This is a genomic window from Pseudomonas sp. (assembly GCF_036387035.1).
In the GTDB taxonomy this organism is placed as follows: Bacteria; Pseudomonadota; Gammaproteobacteria; order Pseudomonadales; family Pseudomonadaceae; genus Aquipseudomonas.
The window spans coordinates 1-20038 of record NZ_DASVUM010000190.1 but is presented as its reverse complement, the minus strand read 5'-3'; the positions used below and the strand labels follow the sequence as shown (position 1 = coordinate 20038).

The window sequence follows — 20038 nt, the reverse complement described above, 5'->3', positions numbered from 1 at the left end:
GACGCTACGATGCTTTGGTGGTCTTCTTGCGCGCCGGGGCACGGCGTTTGGCGACCGGCGCGTCATCCTTGGCCTCGGCTTTGGCTTTGCTCGCCGGTTTGGCCTTGGCAGGCGCAGCCTTGGCGCCGCCACTGCGACCGCCCAGGCTGCGTTTGAGCAGTTCGGTCAGATCGATGACATCCGCCGACTTACGCTCGGTATCGCCTGCGTCGGTTTCGACATTCTCGATCTTGCCTTCGCGGGCCTTGGTTTCCACCAACGCCATGATCTGGTCCTGGAAGGTGTCGCGGTACTCCTCGGCGTCCGGCGTCCATTCGCTGCTCATGTCGTCGATCAGGCGCTTGGCCATGTCCAGTTCGCTCTTGCTGAGTTTGACGTCCGTCGCTTCCTTGGGCAGCTCCAGGCTGGCGAGGCCACGCACTTCCGATGGCCAACGCAGCAGCACCAGCACAATGGCGGATTCCAGCGGCATGACCGCGGCCAAATGCTGACTGGTGCGAATCACGACATGCGCCAAGGCGACCTTCCCGGTGTCGACCAGGGCCTGCCTCAGCAGCGCGTACACCTTCTCCCCGCGCTTGTCCGGGGACAGGAAATACGGCGTGTCGATGTGCTGCAGCGGAATCTGATCGCTGTCGACGAAACCGAAAATATCGATCGTCTGGGTAGACTTGGGGTGCGCGGAGCGAATCTCGTCCTCGCTGATGACGACGTAACGCCCCTTCTCGTACTGCACGCCCTTGACGATGTTCTCTTTATTGATCTCCTTGCCGGAGACCTTGTTGATGCGCTTGTAGCCGACCGGGTCCATGCTGCGCTTGTCCAGCCAGTCGAAATCAACACCCTGGCGCGACGTCGCCGACACCAGCGCCACAGGAATATGCACCAGCCCAAAACTGATCGCGCCTTTCCAGATTGCCCGAGGCATAGTTTTAATTTTCCGATGGTGTGTGAAGGGAATGTGTAAGAAGTGACCGAGGCGCATGCGGAAAAGTTTCGGCCGACCGACCGGCGCGTCGCTATTGGCGCGGGGTGCCCGGGCTTGGCGCGGTGATTGACCTGAACGAGGGCGTGCGGTGGGTAAAGCTAACTCTATCGTTTGTCGCCTCTTCTTAACGCAACGAAAAAGCGTTAACCTCGCGCCACTCTTTTCTGCACGCCGTACCGGCGCTGTCTGCCGGGCCTGCGCCCTTTCCGGGTATCCGCATGACGTCCATTTCTCCCGCAACCCACAGCGTCACAATGACCAAAAGCCTGGCGACGCTGTTCGCGTTCTGCTGCGGCGCGATCGTTGCCAACCTGTATTACGCCCAGCCCATCATCGGTTTGATCGCACCTGACATCGGTCTCTCCGGCACGCTGGCCAGCTTCATCGTGTCGTTGACCCAGATCGGCTACGCCCTGGGCCTGTTCTTCCTCGTACCGCTGGGCGACTTGCTGGAAAACCGCCGGCTGATGATCGTCACCACCGGCGTCGCCATTCTCAGCCTGCTCAGCGCAGCATTCGCGCAAACGCCCAACCTGTTCCTGATCGCCTCGTTGCTGGTGGGCTTCAGCTCGGTGGCGGTGCAGATTCTGGTGCCGCTGGCCGCCAACCTTGCGCCGGAGGAAACCCGCGGGCGGGTGGTCGGCAGCATCATGGGCGGCCTGCTGTTGGGGATCCTGCTGGCGAGGCCCGCTGCCAGCCTGATCGCCGACCACTTTGGCTGGCGCTCAGTGTTCGGCACGGCGGCCGCGGTGATGCTGTTGATCAGCGGGGTGCTGGCGACGACCATTCCCAAACATCAGCCTGCCCACAGCGCCACGTATGGGCAACTGCTCAAATCACTCTGGACCTTGCTGCGCCGGCAACCGGTGCTGCGCCAGCGCGCGTTTTACCAAGCCTGCATGTTTGCCACGTTCAGCCTGTTCTGGACCGCCGTGCCACTGGAACTGGCCCGCAATCATGGCCTGTCGCAAAGCCAGATCGCCCTCTTCGCGCTGGTCGGGGCCATCGGCGCCATCGCGGCGCCCATTGCCGGGCGCCTCGCCGACGCCGGCCACACGCGCGTCGCCAGCCTGTGCGCCATGCTGTTTGCCGCATTGAGCTTCCTGCCCAGCCTGATCGAGCCGGCCTACGCCGTGATTGGCATGGCGGTGACCGGCGTCATCCTCGACTTCTGCGTGCAAATGAACATGGTCCTCGGCCAGCGCGCGGTCTACGCCCTCGACGCCAAAAGCCGCAGCCGCCTCAACGCGCTGTACATGACCAGCATCTTCATCGGCGGCGCCACCGGCTCGGTGGTGGCGAGCGCGCTGTATGACCATGGGGGCTGGACGTGGATTGTCATTGTGGGGAGCGTGTTTCCGGTGTTGGCGTTGTTGGGTTTTTTGAAGAACTCACGGCCATGAATAACGGAGCACAGAACGCGCAGGATGCTCGGGCCATAGGCGTGAGGCGCTGATTACAGGGCAAGAAAAAACCGCCGATATCGGCGGTTTTCTTTTTTGAGGAGTCAGCCCCTGAACCCAGCCATGGGGCCGGCTGGTTCAAGGTCTCTTCCAATTTCGATCGCTACGCGCAGAAAGTGCAGCTGAGCTTGAGCATACCCCGCAGCACGCTTGTGCGCTTCGGCTCGGAATACTGTCATTTCCCGAATCTTGGCCTTGCGTTTTTTGATATTCATGAGCACCTCCCTGCTGTGGTCCTAGGGGACATCCTAGAAACGATCGGCTGAAATAACAAGGCATCCAGCTGTGTCGAACTCGAACCCCAGTACCTGATAGTAGTTCACCACGCCTGGCTCAGGGCGTTCGATCTGGATGACTTTGCATCTCAGCAACTGCGCGTAAACCTTCAACGCCATCAACATCAATGGGGCAACCGACCCTGTCAGGGGATGACTCTCGGTCGGTTGACCTTCCAGCAAGATAATCTTGATCCGCAAACGGCTTCGGCGTGGTGTTGCGTAACATAAACCGCAAAGCTCCTGAGCATGCCACAGGGCGAGGCCAAGACCTTTCGGATCTTTACCAACTTAATGTCCCCTATCAGCCATCGCCTTGAACCCCCTCTGCAAATCCTCAATCAACGCATCCACATCCTCCAGTCCAACGTGCAGCCTCAGCAACGGGTTGAGGGATTTGTCCGGGGCGTTATCACGATCGGCCACGTTCGCAACGATGATCAGGCTTTCGAATCCACCCCATGACGCGCCGAGGCCGAACAGCTGCAACGCGTCGATGAAGCGCTCCAGCTGGCGGGGGTCGGCATCGTCCAGCTCGAAGGTAAGGAGCCCATTGCTGCCGCTGAAATCGCGCTTCCACAACGCGTGACCCGGGTGGTCGGGAAGTGCCGGATGGAATACCCGTTTGACCTGCGGCTGCTGCTGAAGCCAGCGTGCGACGTGCAATGCCTGACGCTCGTGCACGTCCAGCCGCGCGGCCAGGGTGCGGGCGCCGCGAAGCACCAGGTAAGCATCGTCCGGACTGACGGTATTGCCGAAGGTGTCAGTCATCACCGCCAGACGCTGCCACACCGCTTCGGTGGTACAAACGCTGCCCATGACCACGTCGCTGTGGCCTGCCAGGTATTTGGTCAGGGCCAGGATGGAAATGTCTGCGCCGAGGGTCAACGGCCGGTACTGATAGCCGGAGCCGTAGGTGTTGTCGACCGCCAGCAGAACGCCTCTGGACCGACACAGCGAGGCCATCGCGGGAAGGTCACAGAGTTCGTACAACAGCGAGCCGGGCACCTCGGTGTAGACCATCCGGGTGTTCGCGCGCAGCTGTTGCTCCAGACCGCTGCCGTCGGCAGAGAAGTAGCTGTACTGAATGCCGAACGGCGCAAGAAACGCCTCGGCAATTTGCCGTACGGGTGAATACACCGCGTCAGTGATCAGCACATGATCGCCGGGACGCAGGTACGCCAGAAAGGTCTGTGCCACGGCCGCAAGCCCCGTGCTGAACAAACGCGTCCGGTGACCACCCTCAAGCTCGGTGACCAGATCTTCCAGCTCGAATGCGGTCGGGTTGCCACGCGCGCCGTAGCTCAGAACGCGTTCGGTATCACGCCGCTTGCGCGCGTCGCGCATGTCACCAAGGCTGTCAAACAAGACGGTGCTCATCCGCGAGACCGGCGGGTTCACGCCGCGCGGTCCGTCGCCCTTCGCGCCCCGGGCAGCGTGCACCAGCCGGGTGCGAACGCGCTCCTGCTCGGCAATGGCCGGCAGCGGTTTGAGGCTGGCGATCTCTTGCTCGGTCATTTGCCCCAGCAGGCCGATCTCCCACGCCAGATACTGCCGGGCGGCCGCCTTGTTGCCCGAATGACGGTCATGGGTGAAGAACAGAAAATCAATGCACTGCTCGTCAGGCGGGTCATCGGGGCGTTCGTTGAGGGCAAAACCGGCCGCATGCCAGTGCTTGAAATCCAGCCAGCGAACCGAGCGGCGCAGCTCATCCGGCAACTCCAGTGCAGCCAGCGCCGCCACCCCCGATTGATCAGCCACCAACACCACTGGTTTATCTTGCGCGACCTCTTCGGCTGCCAGCCGAGGGCGAATCGACCAGCGTGAACCTTCGATATGGCCCTTGCGAAACGCCATGCTGCTGCGCAGGTCGATCAACGTGACGGCGTTGTTTGCGAGGGCCTGCGCCAGTTCGGCGGCGCTCACTGCGGTCAAGGGCGCAACGGCACCCGCGCTAGGGAGGGGCAGACGCAGTCCGCTGTTCAAACCGCCTTCGAGTACAGAGGCGTCATGACCCAGTTGGCGCAACCAGGCGGCGACAATCGGGGCGCGCACACCATCGTTGTCCACCAGCACCACGCGTGCCTGACGCACGCTAATGTAAAGGTCGGTGCTCTGAATCAACTGCCCCCCCGGCGTGTGCTGCGCCCCTGGCAAGCTGCCCATCGCGAATTCTTCCGGTGTGCGCACGTCGCACAAAAACAGACTGCGGGATGCGTCCTCGGACCACGCCTGGACCTGCGCCGCGTTCACCGTCTGCACCCCGGCGCGTCGGGCGAGCGCTTGAGCTGCCGTACGCTGGGTGTCCAGCGGTGCGCCCGCCGGAACATCCGGGTATCGGCGCTCGCTGCCATGCTCCAGCGGTAAATCGGCGAGGTACCAACCCTGGGTTCCGTTTTCCAGGGCGAAGACCGGATTCTTTATTCCCAGGTCAATGAGCGTTTGCGCGCCGATGATGCTGCGCGTGCGTCCGGCGCAGTTGACCACGATAGGCGTGGTCTCGTCCGGCACCAGCTCGGCCAGTCGATAGCCGAGTTCGCCATTGGGGCAGCAGACCGAACCCGGAATGGTCATCTTGCGGTATTCATCGAATGGCCGACCGTCCAGCAGCACCAGAGGCTCGCCACTGGCTTGCAACGCCGCCAGTTCAGTGGCGGTGATATGCGGCGTATGCCGCGCCTCTTCGACCCGCTCGCCAAATGCCTTCGAGGGCACGTGCACACCGGCAAACACCTCCAGCCCTGCCGTTTGCCAACCCTGCACGCCCCCCTGCAGACGATGCACTTTGCTGTAGCCCAGCGCTGTCAGGCGCTGCGCGGCACGTCCAGCGACGTCGCCATCATCCTGGTCGTAGACCACCAGGCGCACCCCAGGGTTGGGCGCCAGGCGGTACACGTCCAGTTCGAGGCGGCTGTAGGGCAGATTCACCCCATGGAACAGATGCGCCTCGCCGTACTGACCATGTTCGCGGACATCGAACACGGCTATTTCCTGTCCATCGAACAGCCAGGCGTGCAGTTGTAACGGGGTGACTTGTTGGCTCATGACGTTCTCGTGATTCTGTTGTAAAGCGCCATCAGGCGTAGGCCTTGATCGACGGGGCCATCTGCGAGGCGTTGTAATTGAGCACCTTGCCTTCCAGGTTCACGCCGTAGCGCCCGTTCAGGGATTCCAGCGGGCGGCCATACAAGTGGAAATGCAGGGTCGGTTGCTCTCCCTCGACCTTGATGCCGTGCAAATCTTCGCCGAGGAAGCTGATGGGCGTTCCGGGCTGCACCACCACTTCCTTTTCCAGCGCCAGCCGGGCGAAAGCCGGGTCACTGCCGTCGTCCGTGCGCGCCCAGACGTAATTGATCTCCTGCCCCTCGACCGCAACGATCACCGCCCAGGTTTCATGGTTGTGGGGCAGCGTACTTTTGCCCGGCAGCAGTGAGTTGATGTACAGCGTCGGGGTCTCGCCGTCGTCGTTCAGCCGGTAACGGAACGCGGTCTCACCCTCGCCCGGCACTGGCGCGGGAAAGGTGTCGAAGTTGAACAGATCACGGTGCTCCGCCAGCGCCTCAAGCAGCGTGACGATGCTTTTCAGCGCGTCGCGATCAACGCCACGCTCATGGATCGCGCGTATCTGCTGCAGAAAGGCTTCGACGGCTTGGCTGCGGTTCTCGATGCTCATCAGGTACTCCTTATGGATGTTCAGGCACGGAAATCAGACCGACAGGCTGTAACGGCTGATATTGCTCAACAGAAACGGATCGCCAGTGGGGACTGGACGGCGTCCCGCATCGCCCAGGGCATGACGCAAAAACGTCTGGGTCCGCTCATTGGTCGGGTGCTGGAAGATTTGTTCGGGGCTGCCGTGCTCGACGATCAGGCCGTTTTCGGTGAAATACACGACATCGCTGATGTCCTCCGCGAAACGCATTTCGTGGGTGACCAGCACGCAGGTCATCCCCTCTTCGGTCAACTCGCGGATCACCGTCAACACCTCGCCGACGGTCTCCGGATCCAGGGCCGAGGTCACTTCATCAAACAGGATGAGTTCCGGCCGCATGGCCAATGCCCGCGCAATCGCGACGCGTTGCTGCTGACCGCCGGACAGCTGCCCTGGATAAGCATCGGCCTTGTGTTCCATGCGGACTTTGGCGAGCAGCTCGTGCGCGTGCCTTTCAGCGTTCGCCAGCGTCTCGCCCAGCACTTTACGCGGCGCAATCACCAGATTTTCCAGCACTGACAAATGTGGGAACAGGTTGTACTGCTGGAACACGAATCCCACGCGTTTGCGCAGTTCGATGCGCTGAGCCTCGCTCTTCAGCGCGTGGACATCGGTGTCACCCACCCGAATGCTGCCACGCTCGGTCTGCAACAACCCGGTGATACAACGCAGGATGGTCGACTTACCCGAACCCGACGGGCCGATGATCGACACCGCTTGCCCGCGCTGAACGTCGAGGTCGATGCCCTTGAGCACGCGGTTGCTGCCGAACGACAGATGAATGTCGCGCAGACTGACCAGAGGTTCAACGGCGTGCGTTTCAGGAGAAGGCATAACGTCGCTCCAGGAATTGAGTGAGTCGGGAAATCGGATAGCAGTAGGCGAAAAACAGTGCCAGCACGCTGAAGTAGATCAGCACCGTGAAGCCGGTCCGGTTGACCGTGTTGCTGGCAATCTGCGCGGTGTCGATCAGGTCATGCACGCCGACCAGTGACGCCAGCGCGGTGCCCATGGTGATGACTGCATACAGGTTCATCCAGGGCGGCAACATGCGCTTGAAGCACTGCGGCAGGATGATCGAACGGAAGATCTGTGCGCGGGTGAACGCCAGGGAGCGCGCGGCTTCCCATTGCGTGCCGGGGATGGAGCCAATGGCCCCGCGAAAGATTTCCGCGACGTTGGCGCTGGCTGGCAATGCCAGGCCGAGGGTGACTTTCACCCAGTCCGGAAACGAGACCCAGAACTTGCCGATGTGCAGCTCGAACGGGAAAACGTAAGTGGTGAAATAGATCAGCACCAGCCACGGCGCGTTACGAAATACCTGCACCCAGACCTTCGCCGGCAGCCGGGTGATCCACAGCGGCGAGACCGCCAGTGCACCCACCAGCAGGCCGAGCACAGAGCCGATGGCAATCGCCAGCAGGCTGATCAGAATGTTCTGACCAAACCCCACCGCCAGCGCTGGCGACCACTCCCGGAGCGCCGCAAACAACGGGCTTTTCGGAGCGCCGAAGACCAGCCACAACAGCACCGCGCCCAGCAGCACCAGCTTGCCCGGATGCCGACGGGGCCACCCAGGCGGCAAGCTCACAGACGAATCAGTGGCCATAACCGGGCATCCTCAATTTGGCTTCGAGGGCACGGCCCACGCAGTTGACGACGAAGCTGAGCAGGCCGAAGAACGCTAGCAGCAGAATCATCAGTTCCAGCACGTTGTCGCTCTGGGTCCAGATCATGATCGAGGCGTAAGTGATGTCGCCCACGGCAATCGCCGACGCCACGGCCGTCATCTTCACCAGGTCGATCAGGTTGTTGATCAGCGACGGGAGCGCGAAACGCATCGCCAGCGGCAGCTGCACGTTCCACAGCAACTGGCGGCGATTGAAGGCCAGGGAACTGGCGGCTTCCAGCGTCACGCTCGGCACCGCTTCGATGCCGGCGCGCAAGGCCTCGGCGTGAAATGCACCCTTGTGCAGGGAAATCACGATGACCACCCAGGCGAACGGCGTCAGCGGGTTTGCAGCGCCAACGGCCTCGGTCAGCAGCATGTTCAGCACCAGGAAGGCGCAGTAGAGCTGCACCAGCGTCGGCGTGTTGCGGGTCACTTCGATGAACACCCGCGCAGGCCTGGCCAGATACGGCTTGCCGCTGGTCAGCATCGCCGCCAATGCGAGGCCCGCCAGCAGGCTGCCGACAATGGTCAATGCGCACAACGCAATGGTCGTCAGGGCACCATTGGCCAGCGAGCCGCGCTGATAGGCGTCAAGCAGAAAGCTGTAGTTCAGACCGAACGTGGCCGTCCAGTGTACGAACCCTTCAAGCCAATGACTCATGCCAGCGCCTCGACCCGCAACCGGGCGCAGGCGTGGGCGATGCGCCGTCCAGCCTCGATCACGCTGCTGGTGGCCGTTGCGATGGACAAGCGGAACCACGGAGACAGACCGTAAGCACTGCCGGCTACCCCCGCCACGCCCTGCTCCAGCAGGTAATCCACCACTTCACCGTCGTCAGTCAGGCGCTGGCCATCGGGACGAACGCGTCCCAATAATCCGGCACAGCGAACAAAGACAAAAAATCCACCTTCGGGTACGAGCACCTCCAGGCCGTCTACGTCGCTCAGCGCGGCGACCAACAGATCGCGGCGTTGCCGGTAAGCCTGGATCTGCTCCGGCAAGAAACCCAGACCGCCTTCGAACGCTGCCAATGCCGCAGCCTGCCCCACCGACGAAGCGCCGGACGTGGATTGCGACTGCATGACGGTCATCGCGCTGGTCAGCGCTTGAGGGCCGGCGCCAAAGCCGATGCGCCAACCGGTCATGGCGTACGTTTTGGAAACCCCGCCAATCAACAGGGCACGGGATTGCAGGTCCGGCGCGACGTTGAGCAGGCTCAGCGCAGGCTGACCGTCGAAACGAATGTGCTCGTACAGCTCGTCCAGCAGCACCAGCACATGGGGGTGACGACGCAACACGTCGGCCAGCGCCAGCAGCTCCGCTTCGCTGTACACCGCGCCGCTCGGGTTGCCGGGGCCGTTGAGGATCAGCCAACGGGTGCGCTCGTTAATGTGTTGCTCCAGTTGCGCGGAGGTCAGTTTACAGCCCTGGTCCAGGTCGCATTCGATGAACACCGGCTCGCCGCCGTTGACCCGTACGATGTCCGGAAACGACGGCCAGTAAGGCACCGGCACCAGCACTTCATCGCCATCGTCCAGGGTCGAGGCGAAGGCGTTGAAGATGACCTGCTTGGCGCCGTTGCCGATGACAATCGACGGCAGCGCGTAGTCCAGACGGTTCTCCCGCCGCAACTTGCGCTGCACCGCTTCACGCAGCTTTTTAACCCCCGGCGTCGGCGTGTACTTGGTCGCGCCGCCGTTGATGGCTGTGTAGGCCGCCTGCTTGATGTGCTCGGGCGTGTCAAAATCCGGCTCGCCGGTGGTCAGGTCAATGATGTCGCGACCGGCCTCACGCAAGGCGGTGGCCCGGGATTTGGCCGCCGCGTTGGCGGACAGCGAAACGCGCTGGATCCGCTTGGACAAACGAACACTCATGGGGCGGTGCTCCGGCTTTCGACGCTCGCCAGGACCTTGCCTGGATTGAGCAGATCGAGAGGGTCCAGTGCCTGTTTAATGCGGCGCATCAGGTCCAGTTCGACGGCGCTTTTGTAGCGCGGCAGCATGCTCAGCTTGCGTTGACCGATGCCATGCTCGGCGCTGATCGAGCCGCCGTGGGCATGGGCGCTGTCGTGCACCCGTTGGCTGAGTTCGGAGTAGTGGGTCATGTGTGCCTCGACGGTGGACGCGAGTGGGTGGGCGACGTTGTAATGCAGATTGCCGTCGCCCAGATGACCGAAGGTGAAATTGCGCACGCCCGGGAAGTGTTCTTGCAGCAAGGCGTCGGTGTGTTCGACGAATTCGACGATGCGCGAAATCGGGATCGAGATGTCGTGCTTCATGTTGCGTCCGGCACGCTTCTGCGCGTCGCTCATGTTCTCGCGCAGCAGCCATAGCGCCTCGCTCTGGGCCAGACTTTCGGCAATCAGCGCATCAGCCAGCAGGCCCGCTTCAAAGGCGCTACCCAACACGTCCTCGAATGCCTGACGGGCATGGGCCTCGCTGTGGTTATCGGACAGTTCCAGCAAAGCGAACCAGGGTTGAGCGGCATTCAAAAACGGCTGCGGACCTTCGGGAAACTGCTCGCGCAGCAGCGCCAGGCAATCGGCGGTGAGCAGTTCGAACGCGGTCAGGCTGGCACCGAAACCGGCGCGGGCATGGGACAGAAAACTCACCGCCTGGGCCAGCGAATCGAAGGCCAGAAACGCCGTGCTTTGCGCCTTGGGCAGCGGAAACAGTTTAAGCGTCGCCGCCGTAATGATGCCCAAGGTGCCTTCACTGCCAATGTACAGATCACGCAGGTCGTAACCGGTGTTGTCCTTGCGCAGCCCACGCAGCCCATGCCAGATCTCGCCTTCGGCGGTGACCACTTCCAGGCCCAGGGTCAGCTCGCGGGTGTTGCCGTAACGCAGCACCGCCGTGCCGCCCGCGTTGGTACCGAGGTTGCCGCCGATGGTGCAACTGCCCTGCGCGCCGAGGCTCAGAGGGAACAGACGCCCCGCTTCACGGGCCACGTCCTGAATGTTCTGCAAGATGCAGCCGGCCTCGACCGTAAGGGTGTCGTTGTCGGTATCGATCTGGCGCACCCGATTCAAGCGATCGAGCAGCAACAACACCGAACGCCCGCTGGCATCCGGGGTTGCCGCGCCCATCAGGCCAGTGTTGCCGCCCTGCACCACAATCGGTGCCCTGTGGGCGACGCAGGCGCGGACCACCGCCGCGACCTCTTCGGTGTTGGCCGGACGCACGACAGCGAGCGCCTGACCGACGTAGCTGCCCTGCTTGTCGGTCAGCTGCGCCGCAGATTCGGCGCCCGGCAGCACATGGCTGGCGCCGATCAATTGCTGCAAAGTCTGGAACAGATCGTTGTGCATCGCTGGCCTCTCAGGGTCATTTCGTGGCAAGCGGCACGGCGCTGCGGAACTGTTCGTGCAGGTCACGCAGGGCTTGAGAGGGGGCCATGCCAGTGCGTTCGCCGACTTCGATCAGCCAGCCGCTGCGGTGCCAGTCGCGAATGATCGCGTCGATTTTTGCCTGGATATCGTGCTCGCCCTTGCGCACCCAGATCACCGATTTCGACGGAATGAGGTCATTGGCCAGCGGGATGCTGTAGTCGGCCCACTCCGGATCATCCAGCAGCGCGTGCAGGGTCGGACTGACGTGCACGGCGGCTACGCAACCGTTGCCACGCAGGGACAACAGCGACTCGGACTGGCTGCGGAACGCCTTGATTTCAGCGCCGTAGGTCTGCTGCAACGGCTTGATAAAGTTGCTGCCCTGAGACACGCAAACCGGCTTGCCCTTGAGGTCTTCCCACTGGCTGATACCCGCGCCCTTGCGGATCAGCGCGGCGCCGCCGACTTCCTCGTATGGCGTCGGTGCGTAGTCGAGAATCTCGGCGCGCTCATCGGTGTACTGCATGTTGGCAATCAGGATGTCGACCTTGCCCTGCTGCAGAAACTGCACGCGGTTGGGCGCCAGTACGGAGACGGTCTCCACGTCGACGCCGAGCTTCTGCGCGATCCCCTTGGCCAGCTCGACGTTGTAGCCCAGGTGATCGCCGGTCTTCGGATCGATGGTGCCGAACGGCGGGCCGCTGAGGATCACGCCGATGCTGATCTTGTGGCGCTGATTGATCTTGTCCAGCGTCGCGTCGGCGTGGGCCAGGGTGGCGCCCATTGCCACGCCGATCGAGAGGCCAATAGCGGACAGGGTCTTGCCGATGGAAAAGCTGCTCATGAACGAATGCCTTGTAAGGAAAACCTGGAAAACCGAGCGAAAAGAGAGCAGCGGCTCAGGCGCCCGCGGCCTGGAACTTGTCGTGCAGCTCGACCAGCGCTGGCGAGGCCGGGGTGATGTGGTGGCGCTTCTCGGCTTCGATCAGCCAGCCGGTGCGGTGCCAGTCTTTGACGATGGCGTCGAGTTTGGCCTGAGTGTCGGTTTCGCCAGGGCGGGTCCAGATCACCGATGGCGCCGGATTCAGCTCGGGGGTGATCGCGCGGTAGCCCTTCCATTCGGCGCTGTCGGCGATCAGCGGGTTGATCAGCGTGGCGTCGTGCACCGCCGCGACGCAGTTGTTGCCGCGCAGGGCCAGGAGGGATTCCGAGGAGCTCTTGAACGCTTTCAGTTCAGCGCCAAATTCGGTCAGCGGCTTGACATAGCTGCTGCCCTGGGACGTGCAGACCGGCTGGCCCTTGAGGTCTTCCCAGCGGGTGATCTTGCTGTCTTTGAGCACCGCTGCCGTGCCGCCGACGCGATAGAACGGGGTGGGTACGAAGCCCAACTGCTGGCCACGCTCGGCGGTCCACTCCATGTTGGCGATCAGCAGATCGACCTTGCCCTGCTGCAGGAACTGCACGCGGTTGGCGGGCAGCACGGACACCAGTTCCACTTCGGCACCCAGCTGGCGGCCTACATCCTCCGCCAGGTCTACGTTCATGCCCTCGGGTTTCTGACTGGAAGGATCAATGGACCCGAACGGGCCACCGGACAACAGCACGCCGACCACCAGACGATGGCGTTGCTCGATCTTGTCAAGCGTGGCATCGGCCTGCGCCGCAAAACTGGTGCCCAGCGTCACGGCGGCGCCAATCAGTAGCGGCAGGTAACGAGCAATTGGCGATCGCGTGGACGGCATGGACTTCCCCTCAGATGGACATCGGCTCGGCGCTTGCGACGGGTAATGCGTCAGCGCCTTGTAATGAGCTGCATGCTAGGGAGGGAACTGCCGGAGCGGAAATGCAAATATCAAATATGGTTATAACTTTCTGGTTTCAGGTGTTGAAGCCAAAAGGCATAAGCGCGTGTTTATTGGGATTTATCGGTATTTTTAAAAACTGGGCTTCTCACATTCATAAAATTCCGTAATGTATTAACCCGTTCAGCTGATGTAAAAAGCACTTGCCCGACTGACGCTTACAGGCTGGAAAACATGTCCTCGACCCTAGACCTCGAACTGCTGCGCACTTTTGTCGCCGTCGTCGATCACCACAGCTTCGCTGGCGCCGGCGCGCAGCTTTCGCGAACGCAGTCGTCGGTCACTCAACAGATGCAGCGTCTGGAGCAACAGGTCGGCGTTAGCCTGTTTCTGAAGCAGGGGCGCCAAAAGCACCTCACCGAGCCGGGCCGCCAGCTGTTGCGTCATGCTCGACAATTGCTGTCGCTCAATGACGACGCCCTCAGTTCGCTGCGCGAAAGCAGCCTGAGCGGCGTGCTGCGCATCGGTTCGCCTCACGACATCGCCGACACCATTCTGCCGCCGATCCTCAGCCACATTGCCCGTTCGGCGCCGAAGCTGCGACTGGAGATCGACGTCGGTCGAAGCCCGTTTCTGATGGAGGATTTGCACCGCGGCAAGGTTGATATGGTGATCTCGACCCGCGAGGACCCGGCTCTGGAGGGGTTTGCCCTGCGCACCTCGCCGGTGTGGTGGATCTGTTCAGCGCAGTACATGCACGTACCGGGTGAGCCGATACCGCTCATCCTTGTGGACGAGCCCAGCATTTATCGGCGTTACGCCATTGAAGCACTGGAGCGCGCCGACATCGCCTGGCGGCAGGCCTACCTGGCATCGAACCTGATCGGCATCAAAGCTGCCACCCGTGCGGGTCTTGGGGTCACGGCACGGAGCATGGAAATGCTCGGGCCGGACATGCGAGTGCTGGGGGAAGCCGACGGTTTGCCAAGAATGCCGGACGTCACCTATTACCTGTGGATTCGCCCCAACACGGTGAACCCACTGGCGCGACGAGCCTATGAGTTGATTCGTGGAAGCCAGGGCGGGTAAAGGCCCCGGCCTCATCAATGGTCAATCAGTGTGCAGTTGCCCTTCCAGCCAGTGCTTCAGGTCCGCAACCTCAGCCGTTGTGATCGTATGCCCTGCCCCGGCGTAGGAATGAAACTCGGGAACGATCAGCAAATTCTCCAGCACAGCCTTGGCGTCGGTCGCACCCGAAAACGACACGCGGGTGTCGGCCGAGCCGTGGCCAATGAACACTTTGAGCGCCTTCAGGCGCTCGTCGGGTTTGAGGCGCGAATTGAGGGCCGCCAGGATTTTGCCGCTCAGGGGCGCAATGCCGCGCACCAGTTCCGGATATTGCAGGCCGATCTGGTAGCTCATCATCGCGCCCTGGCTGAAGCCGACCAGCACCACCTTGTCCGGTTGGGTGTGATATTTCTCGGTGGCCTGTTCGATTAAAGTGCGTAACTGGTCCGTGCTTTTGTCGACGTCGCTGGTCACGCCTTCGTATTCGGCCTGATCGGTGTCCTGGGTGAACCACTTGTAGCCGCCGCCGTCGATTTCCAGCGGTGCGCGCACGGAAAGGTAGGTGTAATCCGGCGACAGATCGTCCTTGATACCGAGCAAATCGCGCTCGTCGCTGCCATAGCCGTGCAGGAAAATCACCAGCGGTTTGTCTTTGGATTCAGCGGGCGCCGCCGCCAGATACGGCAGGGCCAGGTCGGTGAGCAGCGCCGGTTCTGCATGGGCCAGACCGGTGAACACGCAGAGCAGCGCGGCGAAAAACTTCATCATGGGGTTGAGCCTTTTTGCGAAAAACGTTCGGCCCATCATACGCAGCATGTTGCGGATGTCAGCCCGTCAGTGATCAGCAGAAGCTGTCGGCGGGCTGTACGAAGGGGTGATTTCATTGGAAGCCGGGTTCACGAATCCAGCGCCTCCAACCCCAAATGCTCACGCAGGGTCGAACCTTCGTAGGCGGTGCGAAACAGCCCTTTGCGCTGCAGGTGTGGAATCACGCTCTCGACAAACTCGCTGAACGAGCCCGGCAAATACGCCGGAGAAATCACGAAGCCGTCGCAGCCGCCAAGGGTGAACATTTCTGCCAGTTGATCGGCAATCTGCGCGCCCGTGCCGACCAGTTGCGGCACCCGCACGCTGCTGGCGAAGATCCTGCCCAGCTCCTCCAGCGTGGTGTCCGGCCCCTGCATCAGCAGCTTTTCCGCCGCAGCGGGCGGTATCGACGGCGATCGCGCGATCTCTGCCAGCGTCGCCGACAACGGAAACGGCGACAGGTCCACGTTCAGCTGCGACGCCAGCGTGACCAGCCCCAGTTCGGGCCGCGCCAGGGCATTGTGCTTGTCGCGCTTGGCCCGCGCCTCCGCTTCGCTGCCGCCAATGAACGGCATCACCGCCATCAGTACTTTGCAGCCGTCGGCGTGGCGGCCTTGCTGCACCACTTGTCCGCGCACGTCTTCGCGAAAGGCGTGCATGGCTTTCAGGTGCGGGTGAATCGTGAAAATCGCCTCGGCCCAGCGCGCGCCGAAACGCCGTCCACGCCCCGACGAGCCCGCCTGAATCAGCACCGGGCGCCCTTGGGGGGTGCGCGGAATGTTCAGCGGGCCCTCGACCTTGAACCACTCGCCGTGATGCTGCACGGAGGTAATCTTCGATGGATCGGCCAACACGCCGCTTTGCCGATCCAGCTTCAACGCATCCGGCGCCCAGCTGCGCCACAATTTCAGTGCCACTTCGACGAACTCGTCGGCGCGGTCATAGCGCAGGTCGTGCTCCAGGTGCTTGTCCTTGCCGAACAGGCGTCCTTCGCTGTCGTTCATCGACGTAACGATGTTCCAGGCGGCGCGCCCTCTGGACAGATGGTCCAGCGTGGCGAACTCCCGGGCAATGTGCGCCGGCTCGTAATACGTCGTCGAGCGGGTAGCGCCCAGGCCCAGCTTGCTCGTCTGCCCGACCAGGTAGGACAGGATCGGCAGCGGGTCCAGACGCGTCGCGTCCTGCGCGCCATACCGCAGGGCCAGATCGCGAGAGCCGCCCATCTGGTCGCCCACCGCCAGCCGGTCGGCAAAGAACAGGAAATCGAACAGCCCCTCCTCCACCACACGCGCCGTGCGGGCGTAGTACTCGGGTTCGAGGTAATGCCCCACTGTCTCGGGATGACGCCAGACCGCGTGACTGTGAACCACGGGGCCGGTCAGCAGGAACGCCGACAGGTGAATGTGACGACTCATGATCGCGCTCCTGACTTAGTGGGCGTGTGGGGTCCAGACAGCGATGTCGGACACCTTCAGCGCTTTGGGGATCATCCCGGCTTCAAAATAGAAGTCGGCGATGCGCTGCTGTTCTGCCAGTTCATCCACCTTGACCGGGACGATGTCATAGCTGCGCCGGCTGTTGGCCAGCTCGACGGTCTGCGGCGGGATGTTGCCCCACAGCGGCGCCAGATTCGCCGCCGCTTCTTCGGGATGCCCTTTCACCCATTGCCCTGCCTGACGCAAGGTGTCGAACACCAGCTGGAGGACCTCGGGGTGATCCTTGGCAAAACGCGTATTGGCCACGTAAAACCGGTTGTAGTTAGCGATGCCCCCGGTCCCGTCGGTCAACACGCGCACATGATGTTCACGCTGCTGGGTCGCCAGGAACGGGTCCCAGATCGCCCAGGCGTCGACGTTGCCGCTGGCAAATGCGGCCACGCCATCGGGCGCTTCCAGGTAAATCGGCTTGATGTCCTTGAGCGTCAGCCCGGCGCTTTTCAGGGCCGAGATCAACAGAAAATGACTGCCCGAGCCTTTCGACACCGCGACGGTCTTGCCCTTGAGATCCGCGACGCTGCGAATCGGTGAGCTGTCGGGAACGATGATGGCCTGCGCGGTCGGGGACGGGTTCTCACGGGCGTAGTAGGTCAGCGGCGCATTGGCGGCTTGTGTGAACAAGGCAAATGCATCAGCCACGTCGGCATGGAGGTCCACACTTCCGGCATTCATGGCGCTCAGCAATCCGCTGCTGAATTCATGCCATTTGACGGTGAAGCCCAACGGCTTGAGCCGCTCCTCCAGTTGGCCGTCGTTTTTGAGCAGGATCCACAGCGTGGACGAGCGCTGATAACCGATATTGATGACCTGCTCGGCATGGGCGGTAACGGTCGCCAGCATTAATGCGGCGGCCACGATGATCTTTCGCAGGGACATGAGGATCCTTGAATCTGCACAGGAGGAGCGCTCAGCACAAAAGCGAATGAGCACGTTCAAATAGCTTCATTTTCATTATAAAAAACCCAGCAGGTTATGAAAGAAACTTATAGCTCTATGCATATGCCCAAAGTACAAACGGAACGGCTGATCAGGCGCTGCGGTCTAGTGAGCAGCACATCAGTGCATAGCCGAACCCAGGAGCAACCGTGAACATTTTCGAAGCCCTCAGAGAGAGTCATGATCGGCAGCGCGGCTATGCCGATGCCTTGGTCGAAACCCATGGCGACAGCGAGGAACGGGTCGAAGCTTACAAGCAGCTCAAAGCCGAACTGCAGGCCCATGAAACCGCTGAAGAGCGCTTCTTCTATATCCCGCTGATGCAATACGACAACGGCGTCGACCTCAGCCGCCACGCCATCTCCGAGCACCATGAGATGGACGAGATGATGGAAGAGCTCGACGAGACCGAGATGTCCAGCCCTTCATGGCTGGCCACGGCCAAGAAGCTGTCGGAGAAGGTTCATCACCACTTGAAGGAAGAAGAACAGAAGTTCTTCCAGTCGGCGGGGAAACTGCTGGACGACAAGCAGAAGCAATCGCTGGCCCGCGAATATCACAAGGAGTATGAGGAGCAATTGGCTAAAGCTTAAGCCGCTCCGAATGCTGAAAGCCCCGACTGGTCGGGGCTTTTTTTTGGCTGCGTTTTGTTGCCGTGTTTGTTCACGATGCGGTGTTTGTGGTGAGGAGCGGTTGGGAGCGGGTCTGTCGGAGTGCGCAAGAAGTCGCGCACTCCTTTGGTGAGAACTGGGCGGTTGATGCTCTGCAGCCTACGTCTTTTTTGACCCGCAGACGAACGCGCCAGAAGTTGCCCAGCGGTGCGCAACTTCTTGCGCACCTTTTACGGGCTCTCTGATGTGGTGTCCGCTAAAACCTGTTCTTTAATCTCTTAACCTATTGTTTTTTATCGGTTAATTCATACCTGGCACAGCCCTTGATATCTCCGTGCCCCCCGGATTGGCATTCATGCCCTTTCGGATGGTTTTTGAGCACGGAGAGCATCCTTGGCGACCCCCGAATTTACACCCGGTAGCGACGACAAACGCGAGCCTCAAGTAGCGATCGTTCCGCTTGATCTGATTCAGCTCGAGGACGTTGGGGCGGGTGCGGCCAATGTAGATGCCTGGCTTCGGGATATTAGCGGCGGGGTTGTTTCGCTTGAGCGGATCAAGAGCGCTGCCGGTTTTTTGCCTCTAGTGGGCAACGTCATGGCGCTGGTGGATGCGCTGAATGACATAGCCACGCTCTCTAAAAGCCCGGAGCGTGATCTTCTGGATTGGGTCAGCCTCGGCATCAATCTGATCGGGATGATGCCATTCCCGCCCACCATGGCAGCCGCGCGTATGGGCCTGCGGCCAATGCTGTTTCTGGTGCGTCAGGAGATGCGTCGGACCGGCAAGACAGTGTTGGGCGATGCACTGATCGAGATTCTGATCGGGCATCTCAACGCCGATATCGTTGGGACGCTTGATGACTTCGTCACACAGGCGCAGGGCAAACTTCCCTGGATTCTCGATGGCGCGGGCGCGCTGGGCGAAAGCGTGCTTATCGAGATCGCCGATGGCCTTGAGAAGGTGGTCGAGGTTGCGGTCGGCGTCAAAAAGGTCGTCGGCAACCTTGACGTCGAGAGCAATATCAATGAGGCGGTACACCTGATCAGCGTCTCCCGCGATCAGTGGGCTTATGACCCCAAAGCTTCGATTGGCAACATGTTCGCAGCGGTTGCCGAGCTGTCCATTGCCGCGGGCAAAGACAAAGTCAATGATGCAGTTGAGACCCTGTTGCCTGAAGAGCTGGAGGCAAAGGTCCGCGGTCACGCCGACGCGTTGCGGGCCTTGGGCAAAGACCTCAGAACGCAGATTAATCGTCTGGCGGATCCTGAGGTTCAGAACTCGATTGGGGCGTTGCTGCAGACACTGGCAGCTGCGGTGGTCACTTGGCGCTCGCGCAACGGGCATGGGCAGTCGTTCAACATCAAACCTGGCGTTACCCATCAGGCCAGGCGCCAGGCGGGTGAAGGGAAGCTGGAGGCTGTTCAGCATGAGCGGCCTGCGAAGGGCCGCTCTAACGTATTGAAAAAATGCGCCTGTGCCTGTCCCTGCGCTTGTCACTGCGCGTCGACGGCGAACAGCATCAGTTTTGCGATGGGCTCGGAGTCGGTCAGCCATACCGACTTCAGCCTGCCGGGACCGTTTCCGATTGAGTGGACGCGGACTTACTGTTCGAGTCTGGATGCCTACGATCAGGACATCATTGGCGCACGCTGGATCACGCCGTTTACCACGCGGTTCGATCTCGTCGGCGACGGTTTGGTCTTCCACGACGCCGATGGCCGCAGCCATGAACTCCCGCTGCCCAAGGTCAAGCTGTTTCACTTCAACGCCATTGAAAACCTGACCGTCATTCGCCTCAGCAAAGATCGCTTGGTACTGATGCGGGGGCTTGAGCATAGGGAAACCTACGTTCGTCGGGGGCAGCGGTTTGTTC

18 protein-coding genes are annotated in these 20038 nt (G+C 61.5%); 4 read left to right on the top strand and 14 right to left on the bottom strand.

Translation table 11 applies throughout. The features are described 5' to 3' along the window. Positions 1 to 4 precede the first annotated feature (4 nt). Positions 5 to 928 carry a Ku protein gene (locus VF672_RS18015; protein ID WP_331105914.1) on the bottom strand — a complete coding sequence of 308 codons (924 nt, stop codon included), beginning with the start codon at positions 926 to 928 and terminating at the stop codon, positions 5 to 7. A gap of 278 nt (positions 929 to 1206) precedes the next feature. On the opposite strand from VF672_RS18015, the gene VF672_RS18010 reads away from it, so the two are divergent. Continuing rightward, positions 1207 to 2391, top strand: a complete 1185-nt coding sequence (locus tag VF672_RS18010; protein WP_414705627.1) for an MFS transporter — start codon at positions 1207 to 1209, stop codon at positions 2389 to 2391. A 104-nt stretch (positions 2392 to 2495) separates the two neighbouring features. On the opposite strand, the gene VF672_RS18005 is transcribed toward VF672_RS18010, so the two are convergent. The 10 genes from VF672_RS18005 to VF672_RS17960 form a co-directional block, all read right to left on the bottom strand. Then, entirely contained in the window at positions 2496 to 2666 is a 171-nt protein-coding gene (locus tag VF672_RS18005) for a hypothetical protein (protein WP_331105913.1), read from the bottom strand. A gap of 351 nt (positions 2667 to 3017) precedes the next feature. Continuing rightward, positions 3018 to 5771: a cystathionine beta-lyase gene (metC, locus tag VF672_RS18000; protein WP_331105912.1), complete on the bottom strand. Its 2754-nt coding sequence runs from the start codon at positions 5769 to 5771 to the stop codon at positions 3018 to 3020. 31 nt (positions 5772 to 5802) lie between these two features. Beyond that, positions 5803 to 6399, bottom strand: a complete 597-nt coding sequence (locus tag VF672_RS17995) for a cysteine dioxygenase (protein WP_331105911.1) — start codon at positions 6397 to 6399, stop codon at positions 5803 to 5805. Between the two features lie 33 nt (positions 6400 to 6432). Continuing rightward, positions 6433 to 7272, bottom strand: a complete 840-nt coding sequence (locus VF672_RS17990; protein WP_331105910.1) for an amino acid ABC transporter ATP-binding protein — start codon at positions 7270 to 7272, stop codon at positions 6433 to 6435. Beyond that, positions 7259 to 8047, bottom strand: coding sequence for an amino acid ABC transporter permease (locus VF672_RS17985; RefSeq protein ID WP_331105909.1), 789 nt, complete (start codon positions 8045 to 8047; stop codon positions 7259 to 7261). Before VF672_RS17985 ends, VF672_RS17990 begins: the two co-directional genes overlap by 14 nt. Beyond that, positions 8037 to 8771 (bottom strand): amino acid ABC transporter permease, encoded by a 735-nt coding sequence (locus VF672_RS17980; protein ID WP_331105908.1) that lies wholly within the window; start codon positions 8769 to 8771, stop codon positions 8037 to 8039. Before VF672_RS17980 ends, VF672_RS17985 begins: the two co-directional genes overlap by 11 nt. Beyond that, complete coding sequence (locus VF672_RS17975; protein WP_331105907.1) at positions 8768 to 9985, bottom strand: aminotransferase class I/II-fold pyridoxal phosphate-dependent enzyme; 1218 nt, start codon at positions 9983 to 9985, stop codon at positions 8768 to 8770. The genes VF672_RS17980 and VF672_RS17975 overlap by 4 nt, the downstream gene beginning before the upstream one ends. Beyond that, complete coding sequence (locus VF672_RS17970) at positions 9982 to 11421, bottom strand: FAD-binding oxidoreductase (RefSeq protein ID WP_331105906.1); 1440 nt, start codon at positions 11419 to 11421, stop codon at positions 9982 to 9984. The genes VF672_RS17975 and VF672_RS17970 overlap by 4 nt, the downstream gene beginning before the upstream one ends. A gap of 16 nt (positions 11422 to 11437) precedes the next feature. Further along, entirely contained in the window at positions 11438 to 12286 is an 849-nt protein-coding gene (locus VF672_RS17965) for a transporter substrate-binding domain-containing protein (protein ID WP_331105905.1), read from the bottom strand. A gap of 55 nt (positions 12287 to 12341) precedes the next feature. Further along, positions 12342 to 13184: a transporter substrate-binding domain-containing protein gene (locus VF672_RS17960; protein WP_331105904.1), complete on the bottom strand. Its 843-nt coding sequence runs from the start codon at positions 13182 to 13184 to the stop codon at positions 12342 to 12344. A 294-nt stretch (positions 13185 to 13478) separates the two neighbouring features. Between VF672_RS17960 and VF672_RS17955 the strand changes: the two genes are divergently transcribed. Further along, the gene (locus tag VF672_RS17955) at positions 13479 to 14333 is read left to right on the top strand and encodes a LysR substrate-binding domain-containing protein (protein WP_331105903.1); all 855 of its coding nucleotides are present in this window, start codon (positions 13479 to 13481) and stop codon (positions 14331 to 14333) included. A 21-nt stretch (positions 14334 to 14354) separates the two neighbouring features. Here the strand turns inward: VF672_RS17955 and VF672_RS17950 are convergent, their stop codons facing one another. The 3 genes from VF672_RS17950 to VF672_RS17940 all read right to left on the bottom strand — a co-directional run bounded on the left by VF672_RS17950 (position 14355) and on the right by VF672_RS17940 (position 17491). Continuing rightward, on the bottom strand, positions 14355 to 15080 hold the full coding sequence (locus VF672_RS17950; RefSeq protein ID WP_331105902.1) for an alpha/beta hydrolase: 726 nt from the start codon (positions 15078 to 15080) through the stop codon (positions 14355 to 14357). Between the two features lie 128 nt (positions 15081 to 15208). Continuing rightward, a complete protein-coding gene (locus VF672_RS17945) occupies positions 15209 to 16534 on the bottom strand; it encodes an LLM class flavin-dependent oxidoreductase (RefSeq protein WP_331105901.1) in 1326 nt (441 codons plus the stop codon). 15 nt (positions 16535 to 16549) lie between these two features. After that, entirely contained in the window at positions 16550 to 17491 is a 942-nt protein-coding gene (locus tag VF672_RS17940) for an aliphatic sulfonate ABC transporter substrate-binding protein (RefSeq protein WP_331105900.1), read from the bottom strand. Positions 17492 to 17700: 209 nt separating this feature from the next. On the opposite strand from VF672_RS17940, the gene VF672_RS17935 reads away from it, so the two are divergent. Together VF672_RS17935 and VF672_RS17930 are read left to right on the top strand one after the other, a co-directional pair. Beyond that, positions 17701 to 18144, top strand: a complete 444-nt coding sequence (locus VF672_RS17935) for a hemerythrin domain-containing protein (RefSeq protein WP_331105899.1) — start codon at positions 17701 to 17703, stop codon at positions 18142 to 18144. A 411-nt stretch (positions 18145 to 18555) separates the two neighbouring features. Next, the coding region (locus VF672_RS17930; RefSeq protein ID WP_331105898.1) for a DUF6531 domain-containing protein at positions 18556 to 20038 on the top strand (1483 nt) is incomplete at its 3' end.